Source organism: Radiobacillus sp. PE A8.2 (assembly GCF_045635475.1).
Lineage (GTDB): Bacteria > Bacillota > Bacilli > Bacillales > Amphibacillaceae > JBJGXI01.
The window spans coordinates 1-25466 of sequence record NZ_JBJGXI010000038.1; the positions used below are offsets into that span (position 1 = coordinate 1).

General features: G+C 37.3%; 29 protein-coding genes and 1 riboswitch. Of the genes, 6 read left to right on the plus strand and 23 right to left on the minus strand.

The window, feature by feature from the left end:
* Window positions 1-11: 11 nt before the first annotated feature.
* From ddlA to ACI6MV_RS17840, 5 genes are all read right to left on the minus strand, one after another.
* Complete coding sequence (gene ddlA / locus ACI6MV_RS17820; protein WP_407271685.1) at window positions 12-1115, minus strand: D-alanine--D-alanine ligase; 1104 nt, start codon at window positions 1113-1115, stop codon at window positions 12-14.
* A 107-nt stretch (window positions 1116-1222) separates the two neighbouring features.
* Window positions 1223-1882, minus strand: a complete 660-nt coding sequence (locus ACI6MV_RS17825; protein ID WP_407271686.1) for an ABC-2 transporter permease — start codon at window positions 1880-1882, stop codon at window positions 1223-1225.
* A gap of 15 nt (window positions 1883-1897) precedes the next feature.
* Window positions 1898-2584 (minus strand): ABC-2 transporter permease, encoded by a 687-nt coding sequence (locus ACI6MV_RS17830; protein WP_407271687.1) that lies wholly within the window; start codon window positions 2582-2584, stop codon window positions 1898-1900.
* Window positions 2585-2744: 160 nt separating this feature from the next.
* The gene (locus ACI6MV_RS17835) at window positions 2745-3590 is read right to left on the minus strand and encodes an ABC transporter ATP-binding protein (protein ID WP_407271688.1); all 846 of its coding nucleotides are present in this window, start codon (window positions 3588-3590) and stop codon (window positions 2745-2747) included.
* A complete protein-coding gene (locus ACI6MV_RS17840; RefSeq protein WP_407271689.1) occupies window positions 3587-3967 on the minus strand; it encodes a GntR family transcriptional regulator in 381 nt (126 codons plus the stop codon). Before ACI6MV_RS17840 ends, ACI6MV_RS17835 begins: the two co-directional genes overlap by 4 nt.
* A gap of 328 nt (window positions 3968-4295) precedes the next feature.
* On the opposite strand from ACI6MV_RS17840, the gene ACI6MV_RS17845 reads away from it, so the two are divergent.
* Window positions 4296-5084 (plus strand): carbon-nitrogen family hydrolase, encoded by a 789-nt coding sequence (locus ACI6MV_RS17845; RefSeq protein WP_407271690.1) that lies wholly within the window; start codon window positions 4296-4298, stop codon window positions 5082-5084.
* Window positions 5085-5131: 47 nt separating this feature from the next.
* Here the strand turns inward: ACI6MV_RS17845 and ACI6MV_RS17850 are convergent, their stop codons facing one another.
* The 15 genes from ACI6MV_RS17850 to lepB form a co-directional block, all read right to left on the minus strand.
* Window positions 5132-5554 (minus strand): DUF4064 domain-containing protein, encoded by a 423-nt coding sequence (locus ACI6MV_RS17850; RefSeq protein ID WP_407271691.1) that lies wholly within the window; start codon window positions 5552-5554, stop codon window positions 5132-5134.
* A 23-nt stretch (window positions 5555-5577) separates the two neighbouring features.
* Complete coding sequence (locus ACI6MV_RS17855) at window positions 5578-6555, minus strand: ABC transporter permease (protein WP_407271692.1); 978 nt, start codon at window positions 6553-6555, stop codon at window positions 5578-5580.
* A complete protein-coding gene (locus ACI6MV_RS17860) occupies window positions 6548-7468 on the minus strand; it encodes an ABC transporter ATP-binding protein (protein WP_407271693.1) in 921 nt (306 codons plus the stop codon). Before ACI6MV_RS17860 ends, ACI6MV_RS17855 begins: the two co-directional genes overlap by 8 nt.
* Window positions 7469-7743: 275 nt before the next feature.
* Complete coding sequence (gene thiD, locus ACI6MV_RS17865; RefSeq protein WP_407271694.1) at window positions 7744-8547, minus strand: bifunctional hydroxymethylpyrimidine kinase/phosphomethylpyrimidine kinase; 804 nt, start codon at window positions 8545-8547, stop codon at window positions 7744-7746.
* A 30-nt stretch (window positions 8548-8577) separates the two neighbouring features.
* Entirely contained in the window at window positions 8578-9063 is a 486-nt protein-coding gene (locus ACI6MV_RS17870; RefSeq protein ID WP_407271695.1) for a DUF456 domain-containing protein, read from the minus strand.
* 78 nt (window positions 9064-9141) lie between these two features.
* Window positions 9142-10170: a LacI family DNA-binding transcriptional regulator gene (locus ACI6MV_RS17875; protein WP_407271696.1), complete on the minus strand. Its 1029-nt coding sequence runs from the start codon at window positions 10168-10170 to the stop codon at window positions 9142-9144.
* Between the two features lie 209 nt (window positions 10171-10379).
* Entirely contained in the window at window positions 10380-10901 is a 522-nt protein-coding gene (locus ACI6MV_RS17880) for a type 1 glutamine amidotransferase domain-containing protein (protein WP_407271697.1), read from the minus strand.
* Window positions 10902-10983: 82 nt separating this feature from the next.
* On the minus strand, window positions 10984-11448 hold the full coding sequence (locus ACI6MV_RS17885) for an NUDIX hydrolase (RefSeq protein WP_407271698.1): 465 nt from the start codon (window positions 11446-11448) through the stop codon (window positions 10984-10986).
* A 489-nt stretch (window positions 11449-11937) separates the two neighbouring features.
* The gene (gene thiE, locus ACI6MV_RS17890) at window positions 11938-12615 is read right to left on the minus strand and encodes a thiamine phosphate synthase (protein WP_407271699.1); all 678 of its coding nucleotides are present in this window, start codon (window positions 12613-12615) and stop codon (window positions 11938-11940) included.
* Window positions 12596-13411, minus strand: coding sequence for a hydroxyethylthiazole kinase (gene thiM, locus ACI6MV_RS17895; protein ID WP_407271700.1), 816 nt, complete (start codon window positions 13409-13411; stop codon window positions 12596-12598). Before thiM ends, thiE begins: the two co-directional genes overlap by 20 nt.
* The gene (gene thiD / locus ACI6MV_RS17900) at window positions 13408-14235 is read right to left on the minus strand and encodes a bifunctional hydroxymethylpyrimidine kinase/phosphomethylpyrimidine kinase (protein ID WP_407271701.1); all 828 of its coding nucleotides are present in this window, start codon (window positions 14233-14235) and stop codon (window positions 13408-13410) included. Before thiD (ACI6MV_RS17900) ends, thiM begins: the two co-directional genes overlap by 4 nt.
* 110 nt (window positions 14236-14345) lie before the next feature.
* Window positions 14346-14448, minus strand: a riboswitch (TPP riboswitch).
* Window positions 14449-14551: 103 nt separating this feature from the next.
* Entirely contained in the window at window positions 14552-15580 is a 1029-nt protein-coding gene (gene splB / locus ACI6MV_RS17905; RefSeq protein ID WP_407271702.1) for a spore photoproduct lyase, read from the minus strand.
* Window positions 15573-15830: a transcriptional regulator SplA domain-containing protein gene (locus ACI6MV_RS17910; RefSeq protein ID WP_407271703.1), complete on the minus strand. Its 258-nt coding sequence runs from the start codon at window positions 15828-15830 to the stop codon at window positions 15573-15575. The genes splB and ACI6MV_RS17910 overlap by 8 nt, the downstream gene beginning before the upstream one ends.
* A 160-nt stretch (window positions 15831-15990) precedes the next feature.
* Window positions 15991-16575 (minus strand): LOG family protein, encoded by a 585-nt coding sequence (locus ACI6MV_RS17915; protein WP_407271704.1) that lies wholly within the window; start codon window positions 16573-16575, stop codon window positions 15991-15993.
* Between the two features lie 228 nt (window positions 16576-16803).
* Complete coding sequence (gene lepB / locus ACI6MV_RS17920; protein ID WP_407271705.1) at window positions 16804-17355, minus strand: signal peptidase I; 552 nt, start codon at window positions 17353-17355, stop codon at window positions 16804-16806.
* A 115-nt stretch (window positions 17356-17470) separates the two neighbouring features.
* On the opposite strand from lepB, the gene ACI6MV_RS17925 reads away from it, so the two are divergent.
* A complete protein-coding gene (locus ACI6MV_RS17925) occupies window positions 17471-18667 on the plus strand; it encodes a CynX/NimT family MFS transporter (RefSeq protein WP_407271706.1) in 1197 nt (398 codons plus the stop codon).
* Here ACI6MV_RS17925 and ACI6MV_RS17930 read toward each other — a convergent pair.
* A complete protein-coding gene (locus ACI6MV_RS17930) occupies window positions 18659-19684 on the minus strand; it encodes an EAL domain-containing protein (protein WP_407271707.1) in 1026 nt (341 codons plus the stop codon). The two genes, ACI6MV_RS17925 and ACI6MV_RS17930, sit on opposite strands and share 9 nt — an antisense overlap.
* Before the next feature lie 177 nt (window positions 19685-19861).
* On the opposite strand from ACI6MV_RS17930, the gene ACI6MV_RS17935 reads away from it, so the two are divergent.
* The 4 genes from ACI6MV_RS17935 (at window position 19862) to yidC (ending at window position 23492) form a co-directional block, all read left to right on the plus strand.
* Entirely contained in the window at window positions 19862-20371 is a 510-nt protein-coding gene (locus ACI6MV_RS17935) for an NfeD family membrane protein (RefSeq protein ID WP_407271708.1), read from the plus strand.
* Window positions 20372-20382: 11 nt separating this feature from the next.
* The gene (locus ACI6MV_RS17940; RefSeq protein ID WP_407271709.1) at window positions 20383-21828 is read left to right on the plus strand and encodes a flotillin lipid rafts scaffold protein FloT; all 1446 of its coding nucleotides are present in this window, start codon (window positions 20383-20385) and stop codon (window positions 21826-21828) included.
* Between the two features lie 537 nt (window positions 21829-22365).
* Window positions 22366-22734, plus strand: coding sequence for a hypothetical protein (locus ACI6MV_RS17945; protein ID WP_407271710.1), 369 nt, complete (start codon window positions 22366-22368; stop codon window positions 22732-22734).
* On the plus strand, window positions 22686-23492 hold the full coding sequence (yidC, locus tag ACI6MV_RS17950) for a membrane protein insertase YidC (protein WP_407271711.1): 807 nt from the start codon (window positions 22686-22688) through the stop codon (window positions 23490-23492). Before ACI6MV_RS17945 ends, yidC begins: the two co-directional genes overlap by 49 nt.
* Window positions 23493-23781: 289 nt before the next feature.
* Here the strand turns inward: yidC and ACI6MV_RS17955 are convergent, their stop codons facing one another.
* Together ACI6MV_RS17955 and pflA are read right to left on the minus strand one after the other, a co-directional pair.
* Window positions 23782-24201 carry an organic hydroperoxide resistance protein gene (locus ACI6MV_RS17955; RefSeq protein ID WP_407271712.1) on the minus strand — a complete coding sequence of 140 codons (420 nt, stop codon included), beginning with the start codon at window positions 24199-24201 and terminating at the stop codon, window positions 23782-23784.
* Window positions 24202-24713: 512 nt separating this feature from the next.
* Complete coding sequence (gene pflA, locus ACI6MV_RS17960; protein WP_407271713.1) at window positions 24714-25454, minus strand: pyruvate formate-lyase-activating protein; 741 nt, start codon at window positions 25452-25454, stop codon at window positions 24714-24716.
* Window positions 25455-25466: the final 12 nt, after the last annotated feature.

Below are 25466 nucleotides of genomic sequence, written 5' to 3' on the forward strand. Positions count from 1 at the left end.
ATTTTGTATTTTTAATCATCCCATACTGCATTTTTCAGTTGTTGATCGCGCTCATAACGCTCGATTGCTAAATCAATCAAACGATTGATTAGTTCCGAATATCCAATACCACTTATTTCCCACAGCTTTGGATACATACTGATTTTCGTAAAGCCTGGTAATGTATTTACTTCATTGACAACTAACACGCCATCTTCTTTTAGGAAGAAATCGACTCTCGCCATTCCTTCACAGTTTAATGACTGAAATACCTCAACTGCAGTTTGCTGCACTTTGTTTGTTTGTGCCTCGTCTAATTCAGCTGGAATAGCTAAATCAGCACCTTTTTCATCTATATACTTTGATTCATAAGAGTAAAAATCTGTTTGCGCAAGGATCTCACCCGGTATCGATGCAATGGGATCCTCGTTTCCTAGCACTGAGCATTCGATTTCACGTCCGACAATGTTTTCTTCGATCACGATTTTGTTATCATATTGAAATGCACTATGAACCGCTGCATCAAACTCTTGCTCATTTCTTACTTTACTTACTCCAACAGAAGACCCTTGGTTTGCCGGCTTAATGAACATTGGTAATCCTAGCTGCTTTTCTAATGAAGCAAAATCAATTTTTTTACGAGTAGCAAGAGTAAAGGCAGCACCCTTAGCAACAGAAATTCCCGCTTCTCTTAAAAGTCTCTTAGCAATATCTTTATCCATACATACCGCAGAGCCTAACACGCTCGTTCCAACGAAAGGCAAGTTGGCAATACGCAGCATCCCTTGAATACTACCATCTTCACCTAATGTACCATGTAATATAGGGAAAACAACATCTAACTGATCCAAACCTTCGGAGCTAGACAAATTAAGTAATTGTTTTTCACTTTCGCCCGGTATAACGGCAACACCTGTATTTGATTTATTTAATTGAATTAGCTTCGGATTTTCTTCATTTATAAGATAAGATGATTGATCATTTAAGTGCCATTTTCCATCTTTATCTATACCAATTAATACAACATCATATTTATCCTTATCAACTGCGTCCACGATATTTTTTGCAGACTGTAACGATACCTCGTGTTCTGCCGATTTACCACCAAAGATAATTCCTACTTTTGCTTTCGCCATGGTATCCCTCTTTCTACATATAAAATGACATACTCTTAAGATACCATATCAATGCTTGTTTTGAGAAAAGATAATTTTGGATAATTTAGCAGCACACTAACCATCCTTTACACTAACTTTCTTTTAATCGACCATTCCGATAGCTTCATCGAAAGCAAGAACACACAAATTGCGATAAATGGGAACGTGATATACGGTTGGAAAGTAAATGTAGCTTCCACCCAATCGGGCAAGTAGACAGTTTCACTATTAAAATAAATGATGCTTTCTCCATTCTCATCTAATTGTCTAGTAAATATCGCTCCTAGAATAGACAAGTAGCCAAAGAAAAGAATTCCAATCAACACATAATTCGCAACGTTGAAGGCACGGAATAAATAATAAACAGAAACACATGCACTTACGAGTAAAATAAAGGAGAATATTATAAGTACATCTTGCCCTGTATATTCATATATCCAGGCTTCGCTTGACAGCCTATTAATTATCACAGTAACGATCCATTGGGTCATAATGAGTAAGATGCCATTACTAACAATACTCAAATATCTACTTCTAACTAAATTGATTCGTTCTATCGGTAGACTAACCATAAACCGATCAGCCTTCACTTTGCTGTCATAGTAAAATAAATTTATCGATAAAGCTAATACACCCGCTAATAGGATAATCTCCTGTTGTAAAACAACCCCAAAGATCATGATGATCTCTACCCCAATAATCGCTCCTCTGTTCACTAACGTATCCCGTTTCATTAGTGCTAGCATTATTCTACCTCCATTCTAAACATACCTTCTTGTTATGAATTGCTCTGACAGCTTCATAGACAACATGTAGACAGCAATTGCTAGGAGCGGAAACCAAACGTATGGTAGATAAGGAATGATTTGTTCAATCCATTCCGTAAAATAAATGGTACTGCTGTCGACACTAATTTCAACGTACCCAGTTTCTTCAAAATTCTCAAATGCTTTATCATATTTGGCAGTAAGTAGTGCATCTACGATGAAAATATTACTCGTTACACATAAGATTAGCACAATAAATGACGCCAGATTAAACGATCGAAACCAATAATATACCGGAAGACAGATTGCACTTACGAGTATGCTAGCAGATAGAATGATGATTGCCTCTGTCCAAGTAAATACATGCGGCTGATTGATCCAAGGATTATTCTTTAACAGAACAGCAATGACCCATTGCAAGCATAATATTATGGAGGTCATGAATAAAATATAGGCATATCTACTTCTCACGATCATGTTCTTTTCAACCGGCAAACTGGCAACAAATCGGGTGACTTTCGCTTTGTTTTCATCGTAAAACAAGCTAATTGCTAATCCTAACATTCCGATAATAAGTACTAATTCTTGTTGCACATAAACACTGAACAACACAGTTACCAATAATATAGTTATAATCGCACCTTTGTTTGAGTGATATTCACGTTTTAGTAAAGCTAACATACGATTACCCTTCCCCCCTTATATATGGTTCATATTTTGAAATAATAGCTCGGTTATTTTCATCGACAGGAAGTACATAATAATTGCAATCATTAATGGAGAAAGTAAAACAATGAGATGCTTCAACCACCCAATCACCCTTCTCATCTCTTAGCTACTACTAAAATTTCGTCATAAAATACATAATATCTTCTAAGGTAGCTTGCTCTATAACAATCTCACTTTCAAAATCATTGAATAAAGATATATCTCCTTCAAATAAACCGGTAAATCCCTGTTCATTTTCTTGAATCCCGCGGAACATTCGCTTTACATCTGGGTCTAACCATTCCTTTTTTCCTTTTACCACATGATAATAATCTCGTATTTCTTCCATACTTTTTTGCAAAATAACTTTACCTCTATTGATGAAAACAATATAATCAGCAATCCGGTCTAAATCGGTTGTAATATGGGTAGAAAAAAAGATCGTCCGATTCTCTTTCACCATTAACTCTTGAAGTAGATCTATCAATTCTCTTCGAAATACTGGATCAAGCCCTGCTGTTGGTTCATCCATAATTATTAAATCGGGATCGTGTGCTAATGCAAACAACAAGGAGCACTTCATTTTCATCCCTTTAGAAAACTCTTTAATTTTGATTTTATAAGGAAGATTGAATTTATTTAAATATTGATAAAATAATTCCTCATTCCAGTCTTTGTACAAAGGCTTTATAAATGATTTCATATTATTGATGGTAAAATTTTCATACATATACAGTTCATCATAAACAAATCCAATTCTTTGTTTCACATCTACTTGATCATTTGGTGCATCATATAAGCGGATTGTTCCTTCATCTGCTTTTAACACATCCATCATCATATGAATTGTCGTACTTTTACCACTACCGTTCGGACCAATAAACCCGGTAATATATCCTTCTGGAACTTTAATATTTAGATTGTTAACAGAAAAGCTTCGAAATGATTTACTAACCTCTTTTAATTCAATTGCATTCATTCGTCATCCCCCTCAAAGAAAATCTCTAGTCTTTCGCTAATATCTTGTTTCTTTAACCCTAGTTGCTTCGCTTCCTTCACCAATCGTTCAAAATCATTTTCCCATTCGCGAATTTGCCATTCCTTCAGGATGTGCGGTTGCTGTCCTGCTACAAATGATCCTTTTCCAACAGAGGAAACGATAAAGCCTTCCTTCTCTAATTCCTCGTACGCTCGCTTTGTTGTTATCACACTAACATTAAACTGTTTCGCTAATACACGCATGGACGGCAACGCATCACCTTCGTGCAACGCTTCGGCAAAGATTTGCTGTTTGATCTGCTCTTTGATTTGTAAGAAAAGTGGATCTTTACTCGACGTGGAGATAAGTATATTCATCGCAATCTCCTTCAATATTAATATTGTATATACTGTATATGTACAATATATACACATAGATATAATTTGTCAATGTGGTAATCATATTTTTTTACAAAGCTGCATCTATAACAGTAAGCTTAGGTAACACAATATTGTAGCGTTTTCAGCGTTTCGGAAGATTCACGTAAGAGAATGTATCATTTAAAACAATATTTCCAAGGAAATACTCGAATCTTACCGTTATTTTCGACATGAATGGTGATATCAGTGAACTTTCCTAGAAATGCAATATATGAGAAAATAAGTTCACAAAAAATTAAAGGAAGCGTATTAGGAGGCATCTACCTTGATTCAACACTTAGCATTGCTACAAATAGACATCTCTTATGGGAAACCAGAAGCAAATTTCGAAAAAGTGGAAAGGATATTTCATAACCTTCATAAAGATACAGATATCGTTATATTGCCGGAATTATGGACAACAGGCTATGACCTTACGAGGTTAGCTGAAATAGCAGATGTAGAGGCAAAGCAAACAATATCATTCATTTCAACATTAGCCCAGAAGCATGATGTCGATATAGTTGCCGGCTCTGTTGCCAAGCAATCTTCACAAGGTGTGACAAACACCTTACTGATTATTAATCGGGATGGCCAATTAGTGAAGGAATATAGTAAAGCACATTTGTTCCGCCTAATGAATGAAGAGAAGCACTTGATCGAGGGGAGCGGTGATGGATTATTCACCTTAAATGAAATTCCCAGTGCAGGCTTAATTTGTTATGACCTTCGTTTCCCTGAATGGGTTCGTACTCATATGCTAGCCGGCACCAAGCTATTATACGTTGTCGCCGAATGGCCCAAAGTGCGAATTGACCATTGGCGAGCATTATTAATAAGTAGAGCAATAGAAAACCAATGCTTTGTTATCGCGTGTAATCGCGTTGGCTCAGATCCCTCCAATTTATTTGGCGGGAAATCTATGATTATCGATCCATGGGGAGAAATAGTAGTGGAAGCAGCCGAAGAAGAAATCATCTTATACGGAGAAATTAATACATGTGAAGTTGATAAAGTTAGAGATAGCATACCTATTTTCTCTGATCGCAGATCTGACATTTATCGACTTAAGTAAATTTAAAAAGGCAGCATCAGATCACTCTGACGCTGCCTTTTTCTACATTACATTTCTAACATTTGTTTTGGTTTTCTTGCTAAACACATAATACCAGCAACCAAGTAGAATATTCCTGGGAAGATTGCTGCACCAACTGTAATAAGGGCGACTGCCACACTTACTACAATCAATATGATCCCTGCAAGCTTTGGATTTTTATTACCTCGTAGTAAGATCATAGCGACAATACCTAGCACCGTAGCGACAAGCGATACAATTAGCAGTAACGTTCCACCTGAGCCGATCATGTCAAATAATGCATCCATATCCGCCATTGGCACTTCAGACCCTTGTTCTGCATTTTCCATCTCTTCACGAAACATGTCTTCATTATTAGTCATCCAAATCATAAACCAACCAATTCCTGCCGAAATAGCGTACATAATAATTCCTATGATTCCTAAAACAATTTCACCAGTTCTTTTCATCTTTATCCTACTCCCTTTATAAATTATTGACCTGCAACATCTCTCTTAGTAAACACTAACCAAGATAATGCAAGGAAAATTGCGTAGTAAACTAGTAATACGATGATTGAAAATGTCATCGTCATTCCTTCTATCATTGGGCCCATTCCATTTATATACACTGTTAAATCCGTATTAGCAAACAGAATATATTTCGCCCAATCGTATTGAGAAACAAACACCACAACCGAACTTCCTGCCATCATTAAAAAGATCGATAGACCAATAGCTAAACCACTCGTTCTAAAAATAGATGAAATCATAAACGCGAAGGTTGCCATCATAACTAAATTAACCATCTTAAAACCATAGTTACTAAAAATTTGAGTGATTAACGATACCTCTGTGAACTGTCCATCACGACTTAGTACGGAGGAAGGATTCAATCCACTTAATCCGAATAATGCAGACCCGACGATCCATGAAAATAGTAAAGTAAAAAGAAGCATCGCTGCCGCGAATAGCAATACTGATAGATATTTAGACAACAATATTTTAGTTCTTGAAACTGGTCGTATCAAGAGTAATTTTATTGTTCCCCATTTAAATTCATTTGCTACGATCCCAGCTGCAATGATAATTGTAAACAAACTTATAATTGTCGAAAAATTTACCATATCCAAGACAAATTGCCATCCATCAAAATTCTTCGGCTTAATATCATTGTCTATATAGTAATTGTTTTTGTCAATCAATGATTGTTGATAAGAATTGGCACTTTCCATACCCATTCCCATATCAGCTACTTCTTCCATTTCTTTTGTTAGTTGCTCGTTTTCCTGCTGTAATTCTACCTTCCAATCATCATCATAGGTGTTCATCTCAACATCATTTTGCATAACCTTAGTAATTATTCCCGCAGCTAAAACGATAACTGCCAAAATAACAAAGAGAATCCAGGTTGATGTTCTAATGTATAATTTTATTTGCTCGTTCCAAACTAATTGCATTAAGTTACTCAATCGTATTCTCTCCTATCAAATCCAAAAATTTATCTTCTAAAGTTGATTTTTGAACATACACACCGAACACTTGAAATTCATTGGATACTAGTTTTTTCACGACTCCCGGGATTTCACTTTTCTCTGTAGATATCGCAATCATATTGTCTTCTACTTTAACCGGAATTTCTAATTGCTCTTTTAAGAATGCCTCGGCCTGTTCGACAGGGGTTACTTCTATAAGAACATCCTTTACTTTAGAGTCCTGCATTGTATCCTTCATCGTCTCAATTGCAATCAGTTCACCATTTTTAATAATACCAATTCGATCACACATTAACTCAATCTCAGATAACAAGTGACTAGACACAATGACTGCTACGTTTTCCTCTTCTGCTAATCTTCTTATGTATTTACGAATTTCCCGTATCCCTGATGGATCTAAACCATTGGTCGGTTCATCTAATATAAGAATTGTCGGACGATGCAACAGCGCCTGCGCAATACCTAAACGTTGGCGCATACCAAGAGAATATCTACCTACTTTTTCCTTAATTGCTTTGTCTAAACCAACTAGAGAAACAACTTCTTGGATACGCTCCTCTTGGATTTCCGGTATCATCCTTGCATAATGCTGTAAGTTCTTCCAACCACTCATAAATGGATACATTTCTGGATTTTCGACAATACCACCGACATTACGAATTGCCTGCTTAAAATCAGATTTAATACTTTTCCCTTGTATAAGCACATCACCTTCTGTAATGCCCATTAACCCTACCATCATACGGATTGTTGTCGTCTTCCCTGCACCATTTGGACCTAAGAAACCAAATACTTCCCCAGGACGGATGTCGAAGCTCAAACCTTTAATGATTTCTTTATTTCCAATTGTTTTCTTCAGATTTTGTAATTGCATTGCTACTTGTTCCACTACTACACCTCCATAAGACTATCTACATGTATTACGTTATAGTTTTAAAAATGTTTCACACAAATGCCATTTTTTATGTAAAAAATTAAATTAATTTTTTTGCTTCATTTCTTGATTTCACAGAACACGGTTCCAGCGTGTATGAATGAAAAGAAACAATACTAACTGATACTGCACCACAACTCCCAAAAGCTTCGGATTAACAGACAAATTGAATAATATTAAATTTAGTTAAATTAAATTAGCGCTTGCTCAGAGTTAGCAATCGCTATTTATCATTCTTCACCACTTTTCCTATATGCAGCATGGTAGGTAGACCCAATACCTTTGTTAAAAGCAAGTGCATGCTTTATAGCTGCCGTTACATACTTTTTACCTAATCGTACTGCTTCTTCAACTGATTTACCTTTACTAATTTCCGCTGCAATCGCTGCAGAATAGCTACAACCTGCACCACTAGTATGTACAGTAGGAATTCTTTCTACTTCTAATACTACAAATTCTTTGCCGTTATACAAAAGATCAATAGCGGCATTTTTTAAGGCGCCACCTTTAATTAATACATTGTCAGGACCCAATTCGTAAAGCCGTTTTGCTGCTTCCCTCATATCTGCAACTGAATCGATTTTTTTGATCCTTGTTATTCTAGCAGCTTCATGCAAGTTCGGTGTAATTATTTTTGCAAGTGGAAACAATTGCACAATCATTGAATCAATTGCGTCGTCCTTTAAAAGCTGAGATCCCATCTTACCGATCATCACGGGATCGACCACTATATTATTTATATCTGTATGTTTCAACAACTTAACGACAAGCTCTATGATCTCTTTAGAAAACAACATGCCCGTTTTTATTGCATCAACACCTACATTTTCAACCGAAGTATAGTACTGTGCTTCAATTGCCTCTAGCTCTTGAATAAAGATATTCTTGTTAGCATTTGCTACATTGGCAACGATTGCAGTAATAGCAGCCATTCCATATACATCGCGTTCTTGAAATGTCTTAAGATCTGCTTGAATGCCTGCACTTCCGTGTGCTGCCGATCCCGCAATGCTAAGGACTCTAGGAATTGTCATACGATGTACTCCCTTCTAGTTGATATAAGCTTAAAAAATAACTGCGATAATAAACCAGATAATCATAAACAGTTGAATAATGACCTTCGCAAAAGCACCACCAAGAAATCCAAGTAAGGAACCTATCGATGCTCGGAAAGCTTCTTTCATCGATCGTTTTTGAACGAGTTCAGCGACAAGAACCGCAACAAAAGGTACTACGATAATCCCAAACGGAGGTATGATGAATGAACCTACAATCACCGCAATTGCAGCTATACGTTCTCCCCACTTGCTACCTCCGTACTTTTTAACGAAATAACTATTCGCTATAATATCACAAACAATGAGCGCCACTGTTAAGATGACCATCGCACTCCAAAACACCCACGACAAGTTATCTCCATTTACAAAAAAGAAATATACTAAAAATCCAACCCACAATACTAAAGGTGAAGGTATGATTGGATAAATAATCCCAATAAAGCTTAATACGAAACACACAATAATAAGTAACCAAAATAAGATATCTACCATTATTATTCCCCTTTCTTTTTAAAAGTTGTTTAAAAGATCAAACTTTTGAAGTGCCTTTTAGCCTTGAATCACAAGTTATCATGCCTTTGTATTACTATCTTGAATAACCTTTACCGAATCTCTATAAATAATCTTACCTTTTATAGTTGCTCTACCAAACGTAGTTGAACGATCTTCCATTTTTCCACACATAAATTTCACTGCTGTTCTCGCCATTTCTTGGATATCCACTTCCACGGTTGTTAAGTGGGGTGTTGTTAATGTAGCATAAATATCGTTATCAAATCCTACGATCGAACAATCCTCCGGAACATGATAGCCATTGCTTTTCAACTTTGTTAGTAATGTGTGGGCTACCTTGTCACAATTGCACACAAAGGCAGTTGGTAGTTTTTTTGGAAGGGTTACATCAACGAGCGCACCATGATCATCCCGGTCATTCAATACAAAGCTGTCATTGAGTTTTATTTTATGTTCCAAGAGTGACTTATAATAACCTAGAAATCGATCCTGGATACTGCTCGTTGCATATATATTACCAATAAAGCCAATTTCTTTATGTCCACTGTTAATTAAATAATTTGTTATTTCATATGCTCCATAGAAACTATCCGAAATAACCGTATCCACATCATCATATTGATCATAAAAATCTAATAACACGAGTGGCATACCGGTCCCTTGCATTAACTCAATATACTCTCTTTTCGTTTGTCCGAGTAAAATAAAACCGTCTACTCGATTTTCATGATAAATTCTGGGTAGTGTTAGATTTCCCTCTTCTGTACTAGATAATATGTGTATAATTCCATAATAATTATTTTCTTCTAACACGCTTGCTATGTATTGATAAATCTTTAAATAAAAAGATTGTCTTAAATCACCTGTGAAACGTTCGGGTATGACTACGCAGATGTTGTAGGAACGTCCGTCCTTCATTGATTTAGCCATCGTATTGTATCGATAACCCATTTCATCAGCGAGTGCCTTTATTTTATTTCTAAGCTCCTCACTGACACCTTCTTTATCATTGAGTGCTTTAGAAACCGTTACACTACTAACACCTATTTTGTTGGCAATATCCCGCATTGTGATATTCGTCTTCATTTGTGTCCACCCCGAAACTATGAAATAAATAGATTGTACTAACACCTTATACCCTAAATCAAGACATCTATAATCCTTATAATTAGTTTATCGGTAACTTTATATAGAAATACTACTTAGCTTCCCCTTGTTTGTCAACGAACTCACGCATATATGTACCTATTTGCCAAAAACAAATCCCATCAATCGATTGATGGGATTTACGACTATTATTCAGCGAGTTTGTCTGCAAATGCTTTTACGTAAGGTGGTAAATCTGGTGGACGACGGCTAGATATGATGTGTCCATCCACAATAACCGCTTCATCAAACCACGTAGCACCGGCGTTCGTCATATCATCCTTAATACCTGGTGTGCTTGTTACGTTAACACCATCTAAGATATTTGCAGAAATAAGCACCCAACCGGCATGACAGATTTGGCCGATTGGCTTTTTGTGCTCATTCATGTGGCGAACAAAATCGAGCACTTCCGAATATCTTCTTAACTTATCTGGAGCCCATCCACCTGGTACTAAAATCGCGTCATAATCAGATGCTTGTATTTCTGTAAATGCATAATCAGATTCCGCTGGCACACCGTATTTACCTTTATAAACTTTATTTGCTTCTTTTGCTACCAAGTCAACGGTTGCGCCTTCTTCACGTAAACGTAAAATCGGATACCACAGTTCTAAGTCCTCAAAATCTTCTTCTACTAGAGCTATTACTTTTTTATCTTGTAAACGCATAATTAATTCAACCTCCTATTTCTTCATTTTAACAAAGAAAGACACTATGTTTGAGCAATACGTCCTATGATCAAACGTTTGATCAATCTTGGTTATTTTTCTGATCAAGAAACGCCGCTAACATAATTTGTGTAATTTTATGCAAATTTATTGGTAAGTGATCCAATGGAAAGTACTTCAAATTCATACTTTCGCCATCATCCATTACCAGCTCACCTTCTGGTTCTGCTGTTTCATATAAAGCAATCACGTTATAAACTTCATCACCATTTGGATATTCATAATAAAGGTGTTCCCCAGACAGAAGTTGAACAAACTTTAGAAGTCTTGGAGTTAGTCCTGTTTCCTCAAATAATTCTCTTTTAGCAGTTTGTTCAAAGCTTTCCCCTAGCTCCATCGCACCACCAGGAAGCCCCCAGTCTTCGGAATCAGATCGAAGTTGGAGTAACAGCTCATTGCTACTATTAAATACCAAAACCCCTGCTCCAACCATAATTACCGGACGTGAGCCAATTTCTTTTCTCAGGTCAGCTAAGTAATTTGCCATCAGACACCCTCCCTCTGCTATTTATAGTTTCTTTATCAGCAGCTATTAACCCTTTATGAAACAATGATTTTATTGTAAAGTTCGTCATTTTTCAAACTTCTAAGTTGAAGTAAATTGCGTCGTAGTGCTCGTAATTTCCGCTGGGAATGGATGCCTGACAGGATTTTTAGAACGAGAATCTAAAAAACTTTTAGCGGCCACAGGAGACCTTATTTCACGTAATATACCAGTTATGATGATTTGGCGGCCACCACAGACCTTATTTACTAAAAATAGCATACTACAGCAAGGATTTTATTCAAATAAGCGCGCTGATGGCCGCACAATTCTAATATTACCTATATTGTCACAGATAAGTGCAGTGGTGGCCGTTAGCGACTAACCACCGCCGCGTGGCAAGCGTATTTTCTACAGCGGCTGTCCAACACGTTACGACGCATTCTAGCTATTTTGCGCAATAACGACAATCTAACCAAAGCAGTCAGATGACTACTGAGTGATATCTCCAGCGGCATCATCAACCATGTCCAAGAAACTACGTGCAGCTTCCTTGGCTGCATCTGCTTGACTAATCGCTGAAATAATCGCTACACCATTAGCCCCTGCTTTTATAATCCCGTTTACATGCTCCTTCTTTATACCACCTATCGCCACCATCGAAAGTTTGCCAACGGTAGAACGGATGTTGGAAATACCTTTTAGTCCTATTGGCACTTTTGCATCTGCCTTCGTATTTGTTGCATATATTGGACCTACTCCAATATAATCTGCTCCATCCTTTAAAGCCTGTGCTGCTTCCGCTTCATTTGTAGCAGATACACCGACAATAAAGTGATCGGGGCATTGTTTTTTTATCATTGTAATTGGTTCATCATCCTGTCCAACGTGCACGCCTGCTGCACCTATTTCAATTGCTAATTGAACATCATCATTTACGATAAACGGAACGGAATAGTCATCACACAGTTGTTTCATTTGAAGGGCGATTTGTTTTTTGTCCTCACCCTTTAGTGCCCCAAGCCCCTTTTCTCGAAATTGAAATAAGGTAATACCACCTACCAAAGCCGATTTTAATACTGCAAGTGGGGGTAGGCTACTATTATTCGTGCCCATAATGAAATAAACCCGAAGAAGGTCTGACAGATGATTATTTATAGTCTTCCCCATAAGATACCTCTTTCTTTATGTTTGATTTTTCCCTATAGATTTCATCACCCAATTTATATAAAGAATCTAAAAATGCGATTTGGAAACTTCCTGGTCCATCTACTTTCTCTGCCGCCAGTTGAGCAGCCACTCCGTAAAAGCTAATTGCTTCTGCTGCTGTTCTAATTGTGTTATCACCGATAGCTAGAAAAGCAGCAATCACAGAAGTTAACAAACAACCTACGCCTGTGACGGTTGTTTGTAATTGGTGCCCATTTTCCACTATATAACTTGTGAAGCCATCTGTAATAACATCTTGTTTTCCAGTCACTGCAATAGGGACATTAAGTTTACGGGAGGCTTGATGCGCAATCGCTACATGGTCTCCTGGCGATACAGCGTCAACACCCTTCATCTTCATATCAACCCCTGCTAGAAAACTAATTTCTCCGAGATTTCCTCGAATAAGAGAAACTTGTACGTTTTCTAAAATGTTTTGTGCGGCATCTACTCGAAATCTAGTTGCACCGATGCCTACTGGGTCCAAAACAACAGGGATACCTTTTTTATTTGCAGCTTTACCGGCTATGATCATTGCTTCAAGCTGTAGTGAGGTCAATGTACCCATGTTTAATACTAGTGCATCCGCATGCTGCACCATCTCAGCAACCTCTTCTACAGCGTTAGCCATCACCGGTGCAGCACCGACCGCATACAATCCATTAGCTGTAAAATTGCTAACGACTTGATTTGTAATGTTATGTACCAACGGCTTTTTGGTTCGAAGCTGATCTATCAAAGAAGCATTCTTGATCATTCTTCTCTTCCTTTCACCTGATTTGGTAGCCCTTTTAACCGATATCCCCAATGATTAGTTGGACCATTGCCTTTACCAACACCTAGCGAATATTGGATGGCATCAGTAATAAATTTTTTCCCAATTGTTACAGCTTTCGCAATCGATTTTCCTTTGGCAAGTTCTGCTGTAATAACTGCCGAGAACGTACAGCCTGTTCCATGCGTATGCTTCGTCTCTGTGCGAGCAGACTTATAATAATGAAAATCTTGTTTATCGTATAGCACGTCAATCGCTTCTCCGGATAGATGACCACCCTTAACGACAGCCGCTTTCGCCCCAAGCTCATTAACAATAACCTTGGCAGCACGTTTTGCATCGTCGATATTATCAATTTTAAAATCTACTAATATTTCTGCTTCCGGGATATTTGGTGTAACAACCGTAGCTAATGGCACTAACATATCTCTAATTACTTTCCGCGATGGTTCTTCCATTAAAGCATGGCCACTTTTGGCTACCATTACTGGGTCAATTACATAATCTACGGATTTGTCTTTCAAAAAATCTGCCAGCATTTCCATCATTTCAATTGTTGCAATCATGCCTGTTTTAACTGCATCTGGCTCGATATCATTAAATACCGCATGCAATTGCTTTTCAATAAAAGAAACGGGTAGATTATAAATTGCATCAACACCTAGTGTGTTTTGTGCCACTATAGAAGTGACAACACTCATACCGTAAACTTCTCTTTCCTGAAATGTTTTTAAATCTGCCTGTATACCAGCTCCTCCTGTAGGATCTGTTCCAGCAATCGTTAGTGCAGTAGTTATCTGGTTCATTTATCTATTCTCCTCCCTTTAAGTCAGAACTTTAAAGCGTTTTTCCCCATACAAAAAACCGCTACCAAGAAACTGGAGCGGTTTAAAATGAACCATTGATCATTCATATATAATTTCCTGCTCCACTTTCCTACGCTGGTATTAACCAGTTCAGGTTCTAAGGGACAAAGGAATTCTCCTTATCTCAGCCGTACAGCGCCCCTAGCGGATGTATAACTATTCCATTTGTTTCAATAAACCATGTTTTAGAATAGTTGTCAAATGAGGCAATACCATTCACAGTAAAAATCAGTATGATGAAATTGACTAAAATCTCTCAAGTAAAATATTCAACTTTTGCTTCTGGAAAGAGCGTCGCTAATTTGCTTTGAATGGTGTCTTTGATTTGCTCTTGTTCATTATCAGTATAAACGTATTTACCAATCCCGTATCTTCCCCATTTATATTTTCTTTTGGACTCATCCAATTCCAGCTTTGACATCGGGTAATTTTTTTGAATAACTCGTTTTGCTGGTTTTGTAAAACGGTGCTGGATCAATTCGAACGTTAAATCCTTTTTAGCGAATGCAGGTAACTCCGCTTCCAGTTTATCAAGCATTTCGGTATAGCCTTCCTGCCATCCCTCATGCAAATAGATAGGCGCAATGATAAAACCTAGCGGATAGCCCGCCTCAGCAACCTTGATTGCCGCTTCAATTCGTTCATCAAGCCTGGACGTTCCTGGTTCAAAATACTTTATCATGTAATTATCATTAATACTAAAGCGAAACCTTGTACGCCCTTGATGATCTGCATCCAGCAAGTGATCAACGTGAGCAAATTTCGTTACGAAACGAAGTAAACCGTGCTCTGATTTACCAAAAAACTCAATTGCCCTTTTTAATGAATGTGTTAAGTGATCTACGCCTACGATGTCAGAGGTACAAGATGCCTCAAAACGTGTTATTTCCGGCACACGTTCTTTCATATACCCTTCAGCAGCATCAAAGATTTCATCTGTATTCACATATGTGCGAATATAAGGCTTGCTGCCCATTGTAGTTTGCAGATAACAATAGTGACAATGCCCCATACAACCTGTAGCCAGTGGAATTGCGTATTCTGCCGACGGCTTCGATGTATCAAATTTCAGTGTTTTTCGTAAACCTACTACTAATGTCGACTTAGCATTTCTGTACTTTTGAAAATCATTATCTCCAGGTAAATCACGGACTTGGTTATGAGAGGTCGTATGTCTAATTTCGATGCCTTGATCCAGAAATTTTTTTTCTAACTTTCTTCCTAAATCATATTCCAATGCCCTAGGTTCAAAATAAACGAGTTGAGGAACAAATGGCTTAACCATAATAACCCTCTACATCCGCTGAGCCAAATACGTCACGATATTCTGCTTCTGCTTCATCCTCTGTAGTGTAAATCGCCACTTCATCTGTTAATGGATAATAAGTTTCATAAATAAACAATGCTAATTCACCAGGTTGATCTGGATTATTAACTACAGCAGCTTCTTGTACATTTGCTACGCCCTGCACATGAGGGTTACGGATAATAACATATACCACATCACCTGCTTGATAACCTTGATTCCAATCCATTCTCTCACCTACTTTAGACAATTTGATTTTATTGTTACTCAAAATTTAATTTTTATGAGAATAAATAAATCTTACATATGCTCCTAGCATCTAAACCTCGTTGCAAAAGTATGAAATTGTGTCGAATACGAAAAAAACTACACAGGCGTCTGTGTAGTTATCATTGTTTATCGAGTTGTTTCCATTTCAATTCAAGAATAGGCGGTGTATATGTAGACATTAAATCCAAGAGTGTGCCTGGTTCTGCAGATTGCTGTATTAATGAGATGTGGGACTCGTTTGAAAATTGTTCTTCTGCACTATACGAAATTAGTTTAAGGAGTGGGTCATAATACCCTCGAACATTCAATAAGCCAATTGGTTTACAGTGAATACCTATTTGTGCCCAACACAACACTTCGAAGAGCTCCTCAAACGTACCTAACCCTCCAGGTAAAGCAATATAACCGTCTGCCAGTTCACTCATTTTTGCTTTTCTTTGATGCATGTCATCCACTTCGATGAATTCAGATAAATTCTCATGAACAATCTCACTTCTAAATAATCCCTTAGGCATAACACCAACAGCATAGCCATTCGCAGCTAAAACTGCATTCGCCACTTCACCCATTAAGCCCACTTTTGAACCGCCATAAATCAACCGTATACCTTTACCTGCGATCATCGTTCCCAATGTTCTCGCTTGTTGCTGATATTCCTTATGCTTCCCTAGATTCGAGCCTGCAAACACACATATCGATTTCATAGACCCACCACCATAATCAATTATTCAACAATATTTAGTCAATTTCATAATACTGATTTTCAGCTGTCTGTATCCACATATAGTCGGATGCAAACAGCAATACAAGGTAATTATGAAATTGACTCATATTGTATGATATACGTTAATATTATTGGTTAGATTTCAGAAAACTTTATCAATAATTAATATTGTCCTAATTGATGAGAATACTTACCAACACTGAATGTACTAATTATTTAAGATACCAATTGCATTTAATGGCCAAAATCGAATCACCACATCACCGATTACTTCATCCTCTGATATGAAACCAAATGATCTACTGTCTTTACTAACCATTCGATTATCTCCAAGTACAAACAAATAACCTTCGGGTACCTTTGCGCTATTCGTAATTTCCGCTAACGTAAAATCCTCTGTTAAATAGTGATCTTTCGCAAGCAACTTCTTATATTTATCTAGGTATTCTTCTTTATAAGCCTTTCCATTAATGTACAGTGTATCTTCTTTTACCTCGATCGTATCGCCTGGTAATCCAATTACTCGCTTAACATAATTATCGTTTGAATCTGGTGCATGAAAGGCAATTTCATCAAAACGATTAATATGGCTCAATTTACTAAGGATAATTCGATCTCCATCACGCAAATTAGGCATCATCGATTCCCCTTTAACGATTGATGGGGTAAACAGAAACTGTCGACATATAAATACAATAATAAGAGCAATAAGTAATGCTTTGATCCATGACCATATTTCCTCTTTCACTTCTGCTTTCATCTCGAACACACCCTTTATCACATTCACTCACTGATTTATCTAGGCATCAGTTGAAGACTATAATTAATTAAACTATACTTACTAAAGTAACTATATCATATAGGAGAACACATTGATGAATTCTTTGAAAACAAGTTCAACATCATTTCGCTCTATTTTGTTTATTATCGGAATTATTTTTATAGCTTTCAATTTAAGACCTGCAATTACATCTGTGGGTCCACTAATAGGAACGATTAGAGACAGCATTGGTTTATCCAATTGGAATGTTGGATTAATTACAAGTCTACCTTTATTAGCATTTGCTATCATGTCTCCATTAGCCCCAAAATTGGCTAATAAATTTAATAATCAACGCTCGTTATTATTAGGATTGTCCATATTAGTTGCTGGCATTTGTATCCGGTCCATTGCTTTTACAATAACATTGTATCTTGGAACAACACTTATAGGCATAGGGATTGCAATTTGCAATGTATTGCTGCCTGGTGTAATCAAAGAAAAGTTCCCAACTAAAGTCGGTTTTATGACAAGTATTTATACAACATCTATGTCTATTTTTGCTGCCACGGCATCTGGATTAAGTATTCCGTTGTCTCAAGGACTTGGCTTGGGGTGGCAGAAAGCGCTTGGAAGTTGGGCAATACTAGCTACTATCGGCTTAATTATATGGATCATAATTGTAAATAAAGACGATCAGCAATTAGATAACCAATTATTTGAACCATCCGCGACAAAACTATTGGCCTCTCCACTCGCATGGCAGGTCACGTTATTTATGGGTGTGCAATCTTTTTTATTTTATACTACCATCTCTTGGTTACCAGAAATCTTACAAACTGGTGACATAACTAAGGCTACCGCAGGATGGCTTTTATCTTATATGCAATTTATAAGTTTACCAGCAACATTTTTAACTCCGATTCTAGCTGGTCGGTTTCGCAATCAGCAAGGTATTGTCGTTCTAATTGGGTCTTGTGCATTGCTAGGCTATAGTGGTCTATTTATTAGCGATTCACTATGGCTGAACATGATCTCCATTACCTTTATCGGATTGGCACTCGGGGCAAGCATTAGCCTTTCCTTGACCTTCCTTGGTATGCGTGCAGATAATGCACGACAAGCGGCTGAATTATCGGGTATGGCCCAATCATTTGGCTACCTATTAGCTGCTACCGGACCAATATTGATTGGATTCTTATATGATATTAGTGGTAATTGGAAATTACCACTCTTTACTATATTAATTTTCTCGAGCCTTATTGTCGTATTTGGTCTCGGTGCTGGACGAAATAAAAAAGTACTAGATTAATATATTTTCAACTGGCTTAGGGGATGGCTTACCGATATAGAATCCCTGAGCCAGATGCATACCAATTATACGGCAGTAATCAAGCTCCTCTTGACGCTCTATACCTTCGCCGAGTACTTTGATCCCCATGCCATTAGCAATCACCATTACCTGTTTTAAAAAATCCTGTTTTTGTTTATCTTGATCACAATAAGAAATATACTGTCGATCAATCTTTACATAATCGGGTGCTAATTTTTTTAGCATGTCAAGAGTCGCGAAGCCTGTACCAACATCGTCCAACGCAACTTTCATACCCGATGCTTTATACGTTTGCAATATACGTTTTAGCAAATCAACGTCTTCTATCTTTTCAGTCTCAACTACTTCAAACACTAAATCCCCAGGTGCAACCTGATAGCGTTCGACAATTGAAAAAGTATGTCTTAAGCAAAATTCCGGATTGTAAATCGTAGATGGCAAAAAGTTAATAAAGCTTTTCACCCCGGCTGGAATCGTGTTCACTCTAGTTTTCACTGCTACTTCTCTTGCTTTTTGGTCCAATAGAGAAAACAAGCCTGTTTTACTAGCAACCCCAAATAACTGACCAGGTGTTGCATTAAAATTAGCATCTCCAGAGCGAAGTAATGACTCATAACCGTAGATCGACTGATCCGATAGTTGGATAATCGGCTGAAAATGACTAATAAATTTTCCTTTTGCTATAAATTCAACAATATCCTCTTGCTCGATTCTCTCTTTTAATACTGTTAATGGGATCATCGGTCGAGAAATTTGTATATTATGTCTACTTACGTATGTCATCACATCGTTACCTATATTCGTTTCAATTGTTGACACTAAACGTAAAAGCATTGCTTTTGATTGATAAGGGATGCTAAGTAAATTTTCATCTAGTACCTCACCATTTTGCAACAATTTTCTTAATTCAAATAACCTAACGCTATTAATTGATATAAAAAGATAACCCTTTTCAACAATAGGAAAAGGCAATCCACACTGTACACATTTTTCCATTTGCACGTTTATTCACCCTTTCTCATCTGTTACTCTTTCATTTTATGATAATTTTATCTGTTAATCTAGTTATTTGGAATGATAAACTTTTCAAAATAATGGAACTTTTCCTTTTTTCACACGTATACATCTATTGGAGACAAACAACCATGAAAGAAGGGATGTGACCTTATTGTTATGTTAGATATATATTGGTGGATGCTGTGGATCAGCCTTGGCTTTGCACTGATTTTTCTATTTCTTGGCGATATTATTGATGGCATACTTGGGGGATTAGACGAATTTTTCCACCCGCTACTATTATTTGGGACGCTTTCTGTCATTGGCGGGGCAGGTGTGCTACTAACAAAGTACACCGGAATGCAAGCAGCCGTAGTATTATTAATTAGTATACTTATTGGTTTTGCTGCATATTTCCTAATTTATTATTTTCTCGTTATTCCTTTATCAAATGCAGAAACGTCAACATCAATATCGATTAACGATCTTCAAGGCAAAACAGGCGAAGTGATTACGACTATTCCTGCTCACGGTATGGGAGAGGTATTCATTGAGTCTACTAGTGGAAGCCGCAGTGAAACAGCTAAAAGCTTTGATGAAGTGGAAATCAAACAGGGAAATAAGATTGTGATTGTAGAAGTGAAAGATCTAATTGTTTATGTTTCAAAAATGGACGACTTATATTAGGGGGAAGTTAAATGGATTTATTAATTATTATCGGTGTCATTGTCGGTGTACTTCTTGCGTTTACCATTGTATTTGCGGCGCGATATAAAACAGTCGGTGCAGATGATGCCATGATCGTAACTGGAAGCTTCTTAGGTAGTAAAAATGTTCATAGATCTGATGACGGGGGTGGCATAAAGATTGTCCGTGGTGGCGGTGCATTCATATTACCTATTTTCCAACAACATGAATTAATTAGTTTACGCTCTCATAGTTTAGACATTTCAACTCCTAACGTATATACAGAAAACGGCGTACCAGTTATGGCTGATGGCACAGCAATTATTAAAGTACAAAGTACAACCGAGGGCATAGCAACAGCAGCGGAACAATTTTTAGGCAAGGACAATTCAGAACTTCGTAAAGAAGCCCAAGAAGTACTTGAAGGTCACCTACGCGCAATCCTAGGTACAATGACTGTAGAAGAAATATACAAAAACCGTGAACGATTTGCACAAGAGGTCCAAACGCAAGCGGCAGTCGATTTGAAAAAAATGGGATTGCAAATTGTTTCTTTCACCATTAAAGATGTGCGCGATGAAAATGGCTATTTAGAGGCCCTTGGTAAACCACGAATTGCTGAAGTAAAACGCGATGCACAAATCGCCGAAGCAAATGCGATGCGTGATGCTCGTATCAAAAAAGCGGAAGCAGAACGTGAAAGTAAAGGCGCAGAATTACTAAGTGAAACACAAATTGCTGAATCAACAAAAGAAAAGGAACTAAAGGTTGCTGCTTATAAACGTGATCAAGATACAGCCAAAGCAGAAGCAGACATGGCTTATAAATTACAAGTTGCAAAATCCGAACAACAGGTAATCGAGGAAGAAATGCAAATAAGACTTATTGAAAGAAACAAGCAAATTGAGATTGAAGAAAAAGAAGTATTAAGAAGACAACGTCAATATGAAGCGGAAATTTCCAAGAAGGCAGAGGCTGACCGCTATGCCACAGAACAGAAAGCCGAAGCTGACAAAGTTACTCGCGTAAGGCAAGCAGAGGCAGAGGCTGCTCAAATCCGCTTAGACGGGGAAGCCGAAGCAGATGCGATACGAGTTAAAGGTCTTGCCGAAGCAGATGCAAAGATGAAAATAGCCGAAGCAATGGAAAAGTATGGAGAAGCAGCTATTCTAGAAATGATTATCAACATGCTTCCTGACTTTGCTGCTAAGATTGCAGAACCAGTAAGTAAAATTGATAAAGTTACCGTTATCGATAATGGCAACGGAACTGGCGATGGCGCGACACGCATGAGTAACTACGTAACCAAGTTAATGAGTCAACTACCTGAAACATTAAAAGATGTATCTGGCGTAGATTTAAAAGGTATGCTAGACAACGTTGCATCCAAAAGTGAATCAAGAATAAAACAAAGTCTTGCAAACGCGGTAAACCCTGCTACTAATAAACCTGAATAATTTATTGTATAAGGTTTCTTCCCATAAATTGCGGGAGAAACCTTATATATTTTCAAACACAATGTCACAAAATCTACCTTTGACTTTACCTTACTTATATATGATGATAGATAGGTCAAAAAAATAAATAGGCTCTTTTCGTAGAGCTTGTTGTTTTTTATTTCATATTTGAAGTAAAATGCGTCGTAGTGCTAGATGCAAAGTGGCGATAAAGCTTGATAGACAAGTTCGGTGGTTTGGCGGCCACCAGAGCCCTTATTTAACCAAAAGGCACATGAATAGAATCTATTCTTAGTAGATAAGGGCTCTCATGTCCGCTAAATCACCAAATCTCTGATTTCAGGCGAAATAAGCGCCCTGGTGTCCGCTTAGGCCAAACCTTCGTACCACACGTTCCGGAAAAGGCGTACTATGAATGGTGCACTTGTACTTTTGAGTGGAAGCACTATCCCAAGGTTACATCGCATTCTAGCTATTTTACGCAATAGCTACAATCTATTAGAAAACAACACTTTACATACAAGGAGGTGAATACAGATGTTTGTTGATATAGTTGGTGAATTACAAAATGATCTTTATCCGATGTATGTTTATTTTACATTTATCGCATCTATCGTTTGTTCATTTGGAGTTTTATACCTTTCTACTACGCAGTTTAGTCATAAGCAATCTAAATTGTACGATGGATACAACTTGAATGCGCAGCATTCTACAAGAACGGATATTCATGTTCATATGCAAGATATACGCATTTGGATTACAAAGAAAACGAAACGAAAAGAAGGACCAGAAGACGATTCAGATAATCACAACTTCTCAGCTTTTTATTTTGCAATAAAAAAACGAGGAGGCAAACTATGTTTAAAGCATCTGTATTTACGTTCCGTAAAAAATATAGCATATTAGTTCTTATTTCTTTGATTGTTGTTCTTTCTGGCTGTCAAGCAGCCTCAAATGAGCCAATCGATCCTGAAACTGCCGGCTTCTTTGATCTATATTTCGTTAACACGTTCTCTATTATAATTAAAAGTGTTGCGTCATTTTTTCATGGAAATTACGGATTATCGATTGTGGTTGTTACACTAATCGTACGGTTAGCGTTAATGCCACTCATGTTGAAACAGCAAAAAGGCAGTTACAAAATGCGTGATAAAATGAGTACAATCAAGCCAGAGTTAGATGATATTCAGGCTAAATATAAAGGTAAAAAAGATAAAGATTCACAGAAAAAAATGCAACAAGAAACAATGGAACTTTATCAAAAGCATCAATTCAATCCAATCGCATCGATGGGTTGCTTGCCGATGATTATTCAGTTTCCGATATTGATTGGTTTTTACTATGCTATCAGAAGAACTCCAGAAATTGCTGAACACTCTTTTCTGTGGTTTAATCTCGGGCAAACCGACCTTGTTATGCCTTTGATCGCTGCTGGAATTTACTTTTTGCAATTTAAAACAACGCAAATCGGCTTGGAGCCTCAACAGCGTAAGCAAATGGCAATCATGGGATTGATTTCGCCAATAATGATCGGCATGGTGTCGTTTAATGCTCCAGCAGCACTGCCGTTATACTGGGCTGTAGGTGGTACTTTTCTCATATTCCAACAGTTATTGTCTAAAAAGCTCTATTCACCAAGTTTTGCGACAACTAGTAAAATATAAGAAAAGCACATCGCGCCCGCTTAGAAACGTAGCAACTGGAACGAATCGACTGAGATAAAGGAATCATGCCCCTGCATAAGGGGTATGTCGACGTTGGACGATAAGTTCGCTTTTAGTCGACCTTCCATAAAACTTGAATCAATGATGACTTATCGTAGGACGATTCGTGAAGTCGCCTAGTTTCTGGCGCTAGGAGCTAGAAACTTTTACAACTTTTTATACTTTTGTTTCTTTTAAAAAGAAAAGCCATCGAACCCCCCTTGGGGATTCGATGGCTTTATTGTTTCTATTAAACAGCATTAGGTTTTAATTCAACATCGATGTTACCTCTAGTTGCTTTTGAATATGGGCAAAAGTCATGTGCTGCTTTAGCTAATTCTTCCGCTTCTTCTTGGGTTACACCTTTGATGTTAATATTCAACGTTACACCGATTTTGAACCCATTATCAGCTGGATCCTTCATAAAACTAACATCGGCTGTAATAGAAGAATCAATTTCTTTTTTCTTGCTAGACGCAATATGATTTAGCGCACCATCATAACACGCTGCATAACCTGCCGCAAATAGTTGTTCCGGATTTGAACCTTTATCACCGGATTTATCAGCAGGGTTTACTAGTTTAAGGTCGATCAAACCATCATCTGATTTTACGTGACCATTTCTTCCTCCAGTTGCTATTGCTGTTGAAGTAAATAATACGTTACTCATTAAAAACACTCCGATCTATATGTTGATTGTTTATGTTTCTAATGTAGTTATTCCTTTATTCACCTAATTCTAAACCTATGATATGTAATAGCATTTACCCAAAGACAAATGCTCCATGCGCCACGCGGAGTAATCAACCTATAAGGAAAAAATTTTTATCTGAATCAATCTCATAAATAGTTTAAACAATTGCAGAAACGATATAATATATCGCAATTGCTACAACTATGATATAAACAGCAATTCTTACAGGACCAAATTTAGGTTTTTCCTCACTCATTGACTTTTCACCACCAACTGTTTAATTATTTGATCTTCACTCTATATTAACATTTATTTTTTTGCTAGGTTAAAGTTATATTCATCACATAAAAGATATCAAAACAAAAAAGCTCGGTAAACCCAGCTTTTTTTGTCATCTATATGTTAAAACCTAATAATATTTCCAAACTAAGATATCATTATTACCAGTTTAGTCAATTTTAATTTTGTATGGTAATTATGAAAGTGGCTCACTTCATTACTTTCACTCTTTTTAATATATCCTCTGCATTTTGAACACGTTCTTCTGTTGGTGGCTCTACTCCTTCAAGCTTATATTCTAAGCCTAAGCTCTCCCATTTATAGACTCCTAACTTGTGATAAGGTAATATTTCTATTTTTTCAACGTTGTTTAAAGTTGCAATAAAATCTGATAGACGGTATAAATACTCATCTACATCACTAATCTCTGGAACTAGTACGTGTCTGATCCACACGGGTATTTGTTGTTCTGATAGGTATGTGGCTAAGTCGATAATGTGTTCATTTGAAACACCCGTTAGCTCTTTATGCTTCGTTTGATCAATATGTTTAAGATCGTACAATACTAAATCTGTTAAGCTAAACAATTCATCTAAACTTTTCATAAACCGTGGGGAGCGACTAAAGCAACCGCCAGAGCTATCAATGGTCGTATGAATGCCTAGTTTCTTGAGTTCTCGGAACAATTCAGTTAAGAATTCCACTTGTAATAATGGCTCTCCCCCACTGACCGTTACTCCACCACCGGTTGATTGGAAGAATGGCAAATAACTCTTAATATCTTTTATCAGCTCCGCCACCGTGACTTCTTTTCCTTCATTTCGGTTCCACGTATCAGGATTATGACAAAACTGACATCGAAGCAAGCAGCCTTGTGTAAAAATAACGTAACGTAATCCCGGTCCATCTACTGTTCCGCAAGTTTCTATTGAATGAATACGACCTTTCATTTTGTTCGCCCC

Coding starts and splice junctions, on each gene's coding strand:
- ddlA (WP_407271685.1), bottom strand. CDS start 1,115: ATGGCGAAAGCAAAAGTAGGAATTATCTTTGGTGGTAAATCGGCAGAA.
- ACI6MV_RS17825 (WP_407271686.1), bottom strand. CDS start 1,882: ATGCTAGCACTAATGAAACGGGATACGTTAGTGAACAGAGGAGCGATT.
- ACI6MV_RS17830 (WP_407271687.1), bottom strand. CDS start 2,584: ATGTTAGCTTTACTAAAACGTGAATATCACTCAAACAAAGGTGCGATT.
- ACI6MV_RS17835 (WP_407271688.1), bottom strand. CDS start 3,590: ATGAATGCAATTGAATTAAAAGAGGTTAGTAAATCATTTCGAAGCTTT.
- ACI6MV_RS17840 (WP_407271689.1), bottom strand. CDS start 3,967: ATGAATATACTTATCTCCACGTCGAGTAAAGATCCACTTTTCTTACAA.
- ACI6MV_RS17850 (WP_407271691.1), bottom strand. CDS start 5,554: ATGAAAAGAACTGGTGAAATTGTTTTAGGAATCATAGGAATTATTATG.
- thiD (WP_407271694.1), bottom strand. CDS start 8,547: ATGACAATTCCTAGAGTCCTTAGCATTGCGGGATCGGCAGCACACGGA.
- ACI6MV_RS17870 (WP_407271695.1), bottom strand. CDS start 9,063: ATGGTAGATATCTTATTTTGGTTACTTATTATTGTGTGTTTCGTATTA.
- ACI6MV_RS17875 (WP_407271696.1), bottom strand. CDS start 10,170: ATGAAGACGAATATCACAATGCGGGATATTGCCAACAAAATAGGTGTT.
- ACI6MV_RS17880 (WP_407271697.1), bottom strand. CDS start 10,901: ATGCGTTTACAAGATAAAAAAGTAATAGCTCTAGTAGAAGAAGATTTT.
- ACI6MV_RS17885 (WP_407271698.1), bottom strand. CDS start 11,448: ATGGCAAATTACTTAGCTGACCTGAGAAAAGAAATTGGCTCACGTCCG.
- thiE (WP_407271699.1), bottom strand. CDS start 12,615: ATGGGGAAGACTATAAATAATCATCTGTCAGACCTTCTTCGGGTTTAT.
- thiM (WP_407271700.1), bottom strand. CDS start 13,411: ATGATCAAGAATGCTTCTTTGATAGATCAGCTTCGAACCAAAAAGCCG.
- thiD (WP_407271701.1), bottom strand. CDS start 14,235: ATGAACCAGATAACTACTGCACTAACGATTGCTGGAACAGATCCTACA.
- splB (WP_407271702.1), bottom strand. CDS start 15,580: ATGGTTAAGCCATTTGTTCCTCAACTCGTTTATTTTGAACCTAGGGCA.
- ACI6MV_RS17910 (WP_407271703.1), bottom strand. CDS start 15,830: ATGGATTGGAATCAAGGTTATCAAGCAGGTGATGTGGTATATGTTATT.
- ACI6MV_RS17915 (WP_407271704.1), bottom strand. CDS start 16,575: ATGAAATCGATATGTGTGTTTGCAGGCTCGAATCTAGGGAAGCATAAG.
- lepB (WP_407271705.1), bottom strand. CDS start 17,355: ATGAAAGCAGAAGTGAAAGAGGAAATATGGTCATGGATCAAAGCATTA.
- ACI6MV_RS17925 (WP_407271706.1), top strand. CDS start 17,471: ATGAATTCTTTGAAAACAAGTTCAACATCATTTCGCTCTATTTTGTTT.
- ACI6MV_RS17930 (WP_407271707.1), bottom strand. CDS start 19,684: ATGGAAAAATGTGTACAGTGTGGATTGCCTTTTCCTATTGTTGAAAAG.
- ACI6MV_RS17935 (WP_407271708.1), top strand. CDS start 19,862: ATGTTAGATATATATTGGTGGATGCTGTGGATCAGCCTTGGCTTTGCA.
- ACI6MV_RS17940 (WP_407271709.1), top strand. CDS start 20,383: ATGGATTTATTAATTATTATCGGTGTCATTGTCGGTGTACTTCTTGCG.
- ACI6MV_RS17945 (WP_407271710.1), top strand. CDS start 22,366: ATGTTTGTTGATATAGTTGGTGAATTACAAAATGATCTTTATCCGATG.
- yidC (WP_407271711.1), top strand. CDS start 22,686: ATGTTTAAAGCATCTGTATTTACGTTCCGTAAAAAATATAGCATATTA.
- ACI6MV_RS17955 (WP_407271712.1), bottom strand. CDS start 24,201: ATGAGTAACGTATTATTTACTTCAACAGCAATAGCAACTGGAGGAAGA.
- pflA (WP_407271713.1), bottom strand. CDS start 25,454: ATGAAAGGTCGTATTCATTCAATAGAAACTTGCGGAACAGTAGATGGA.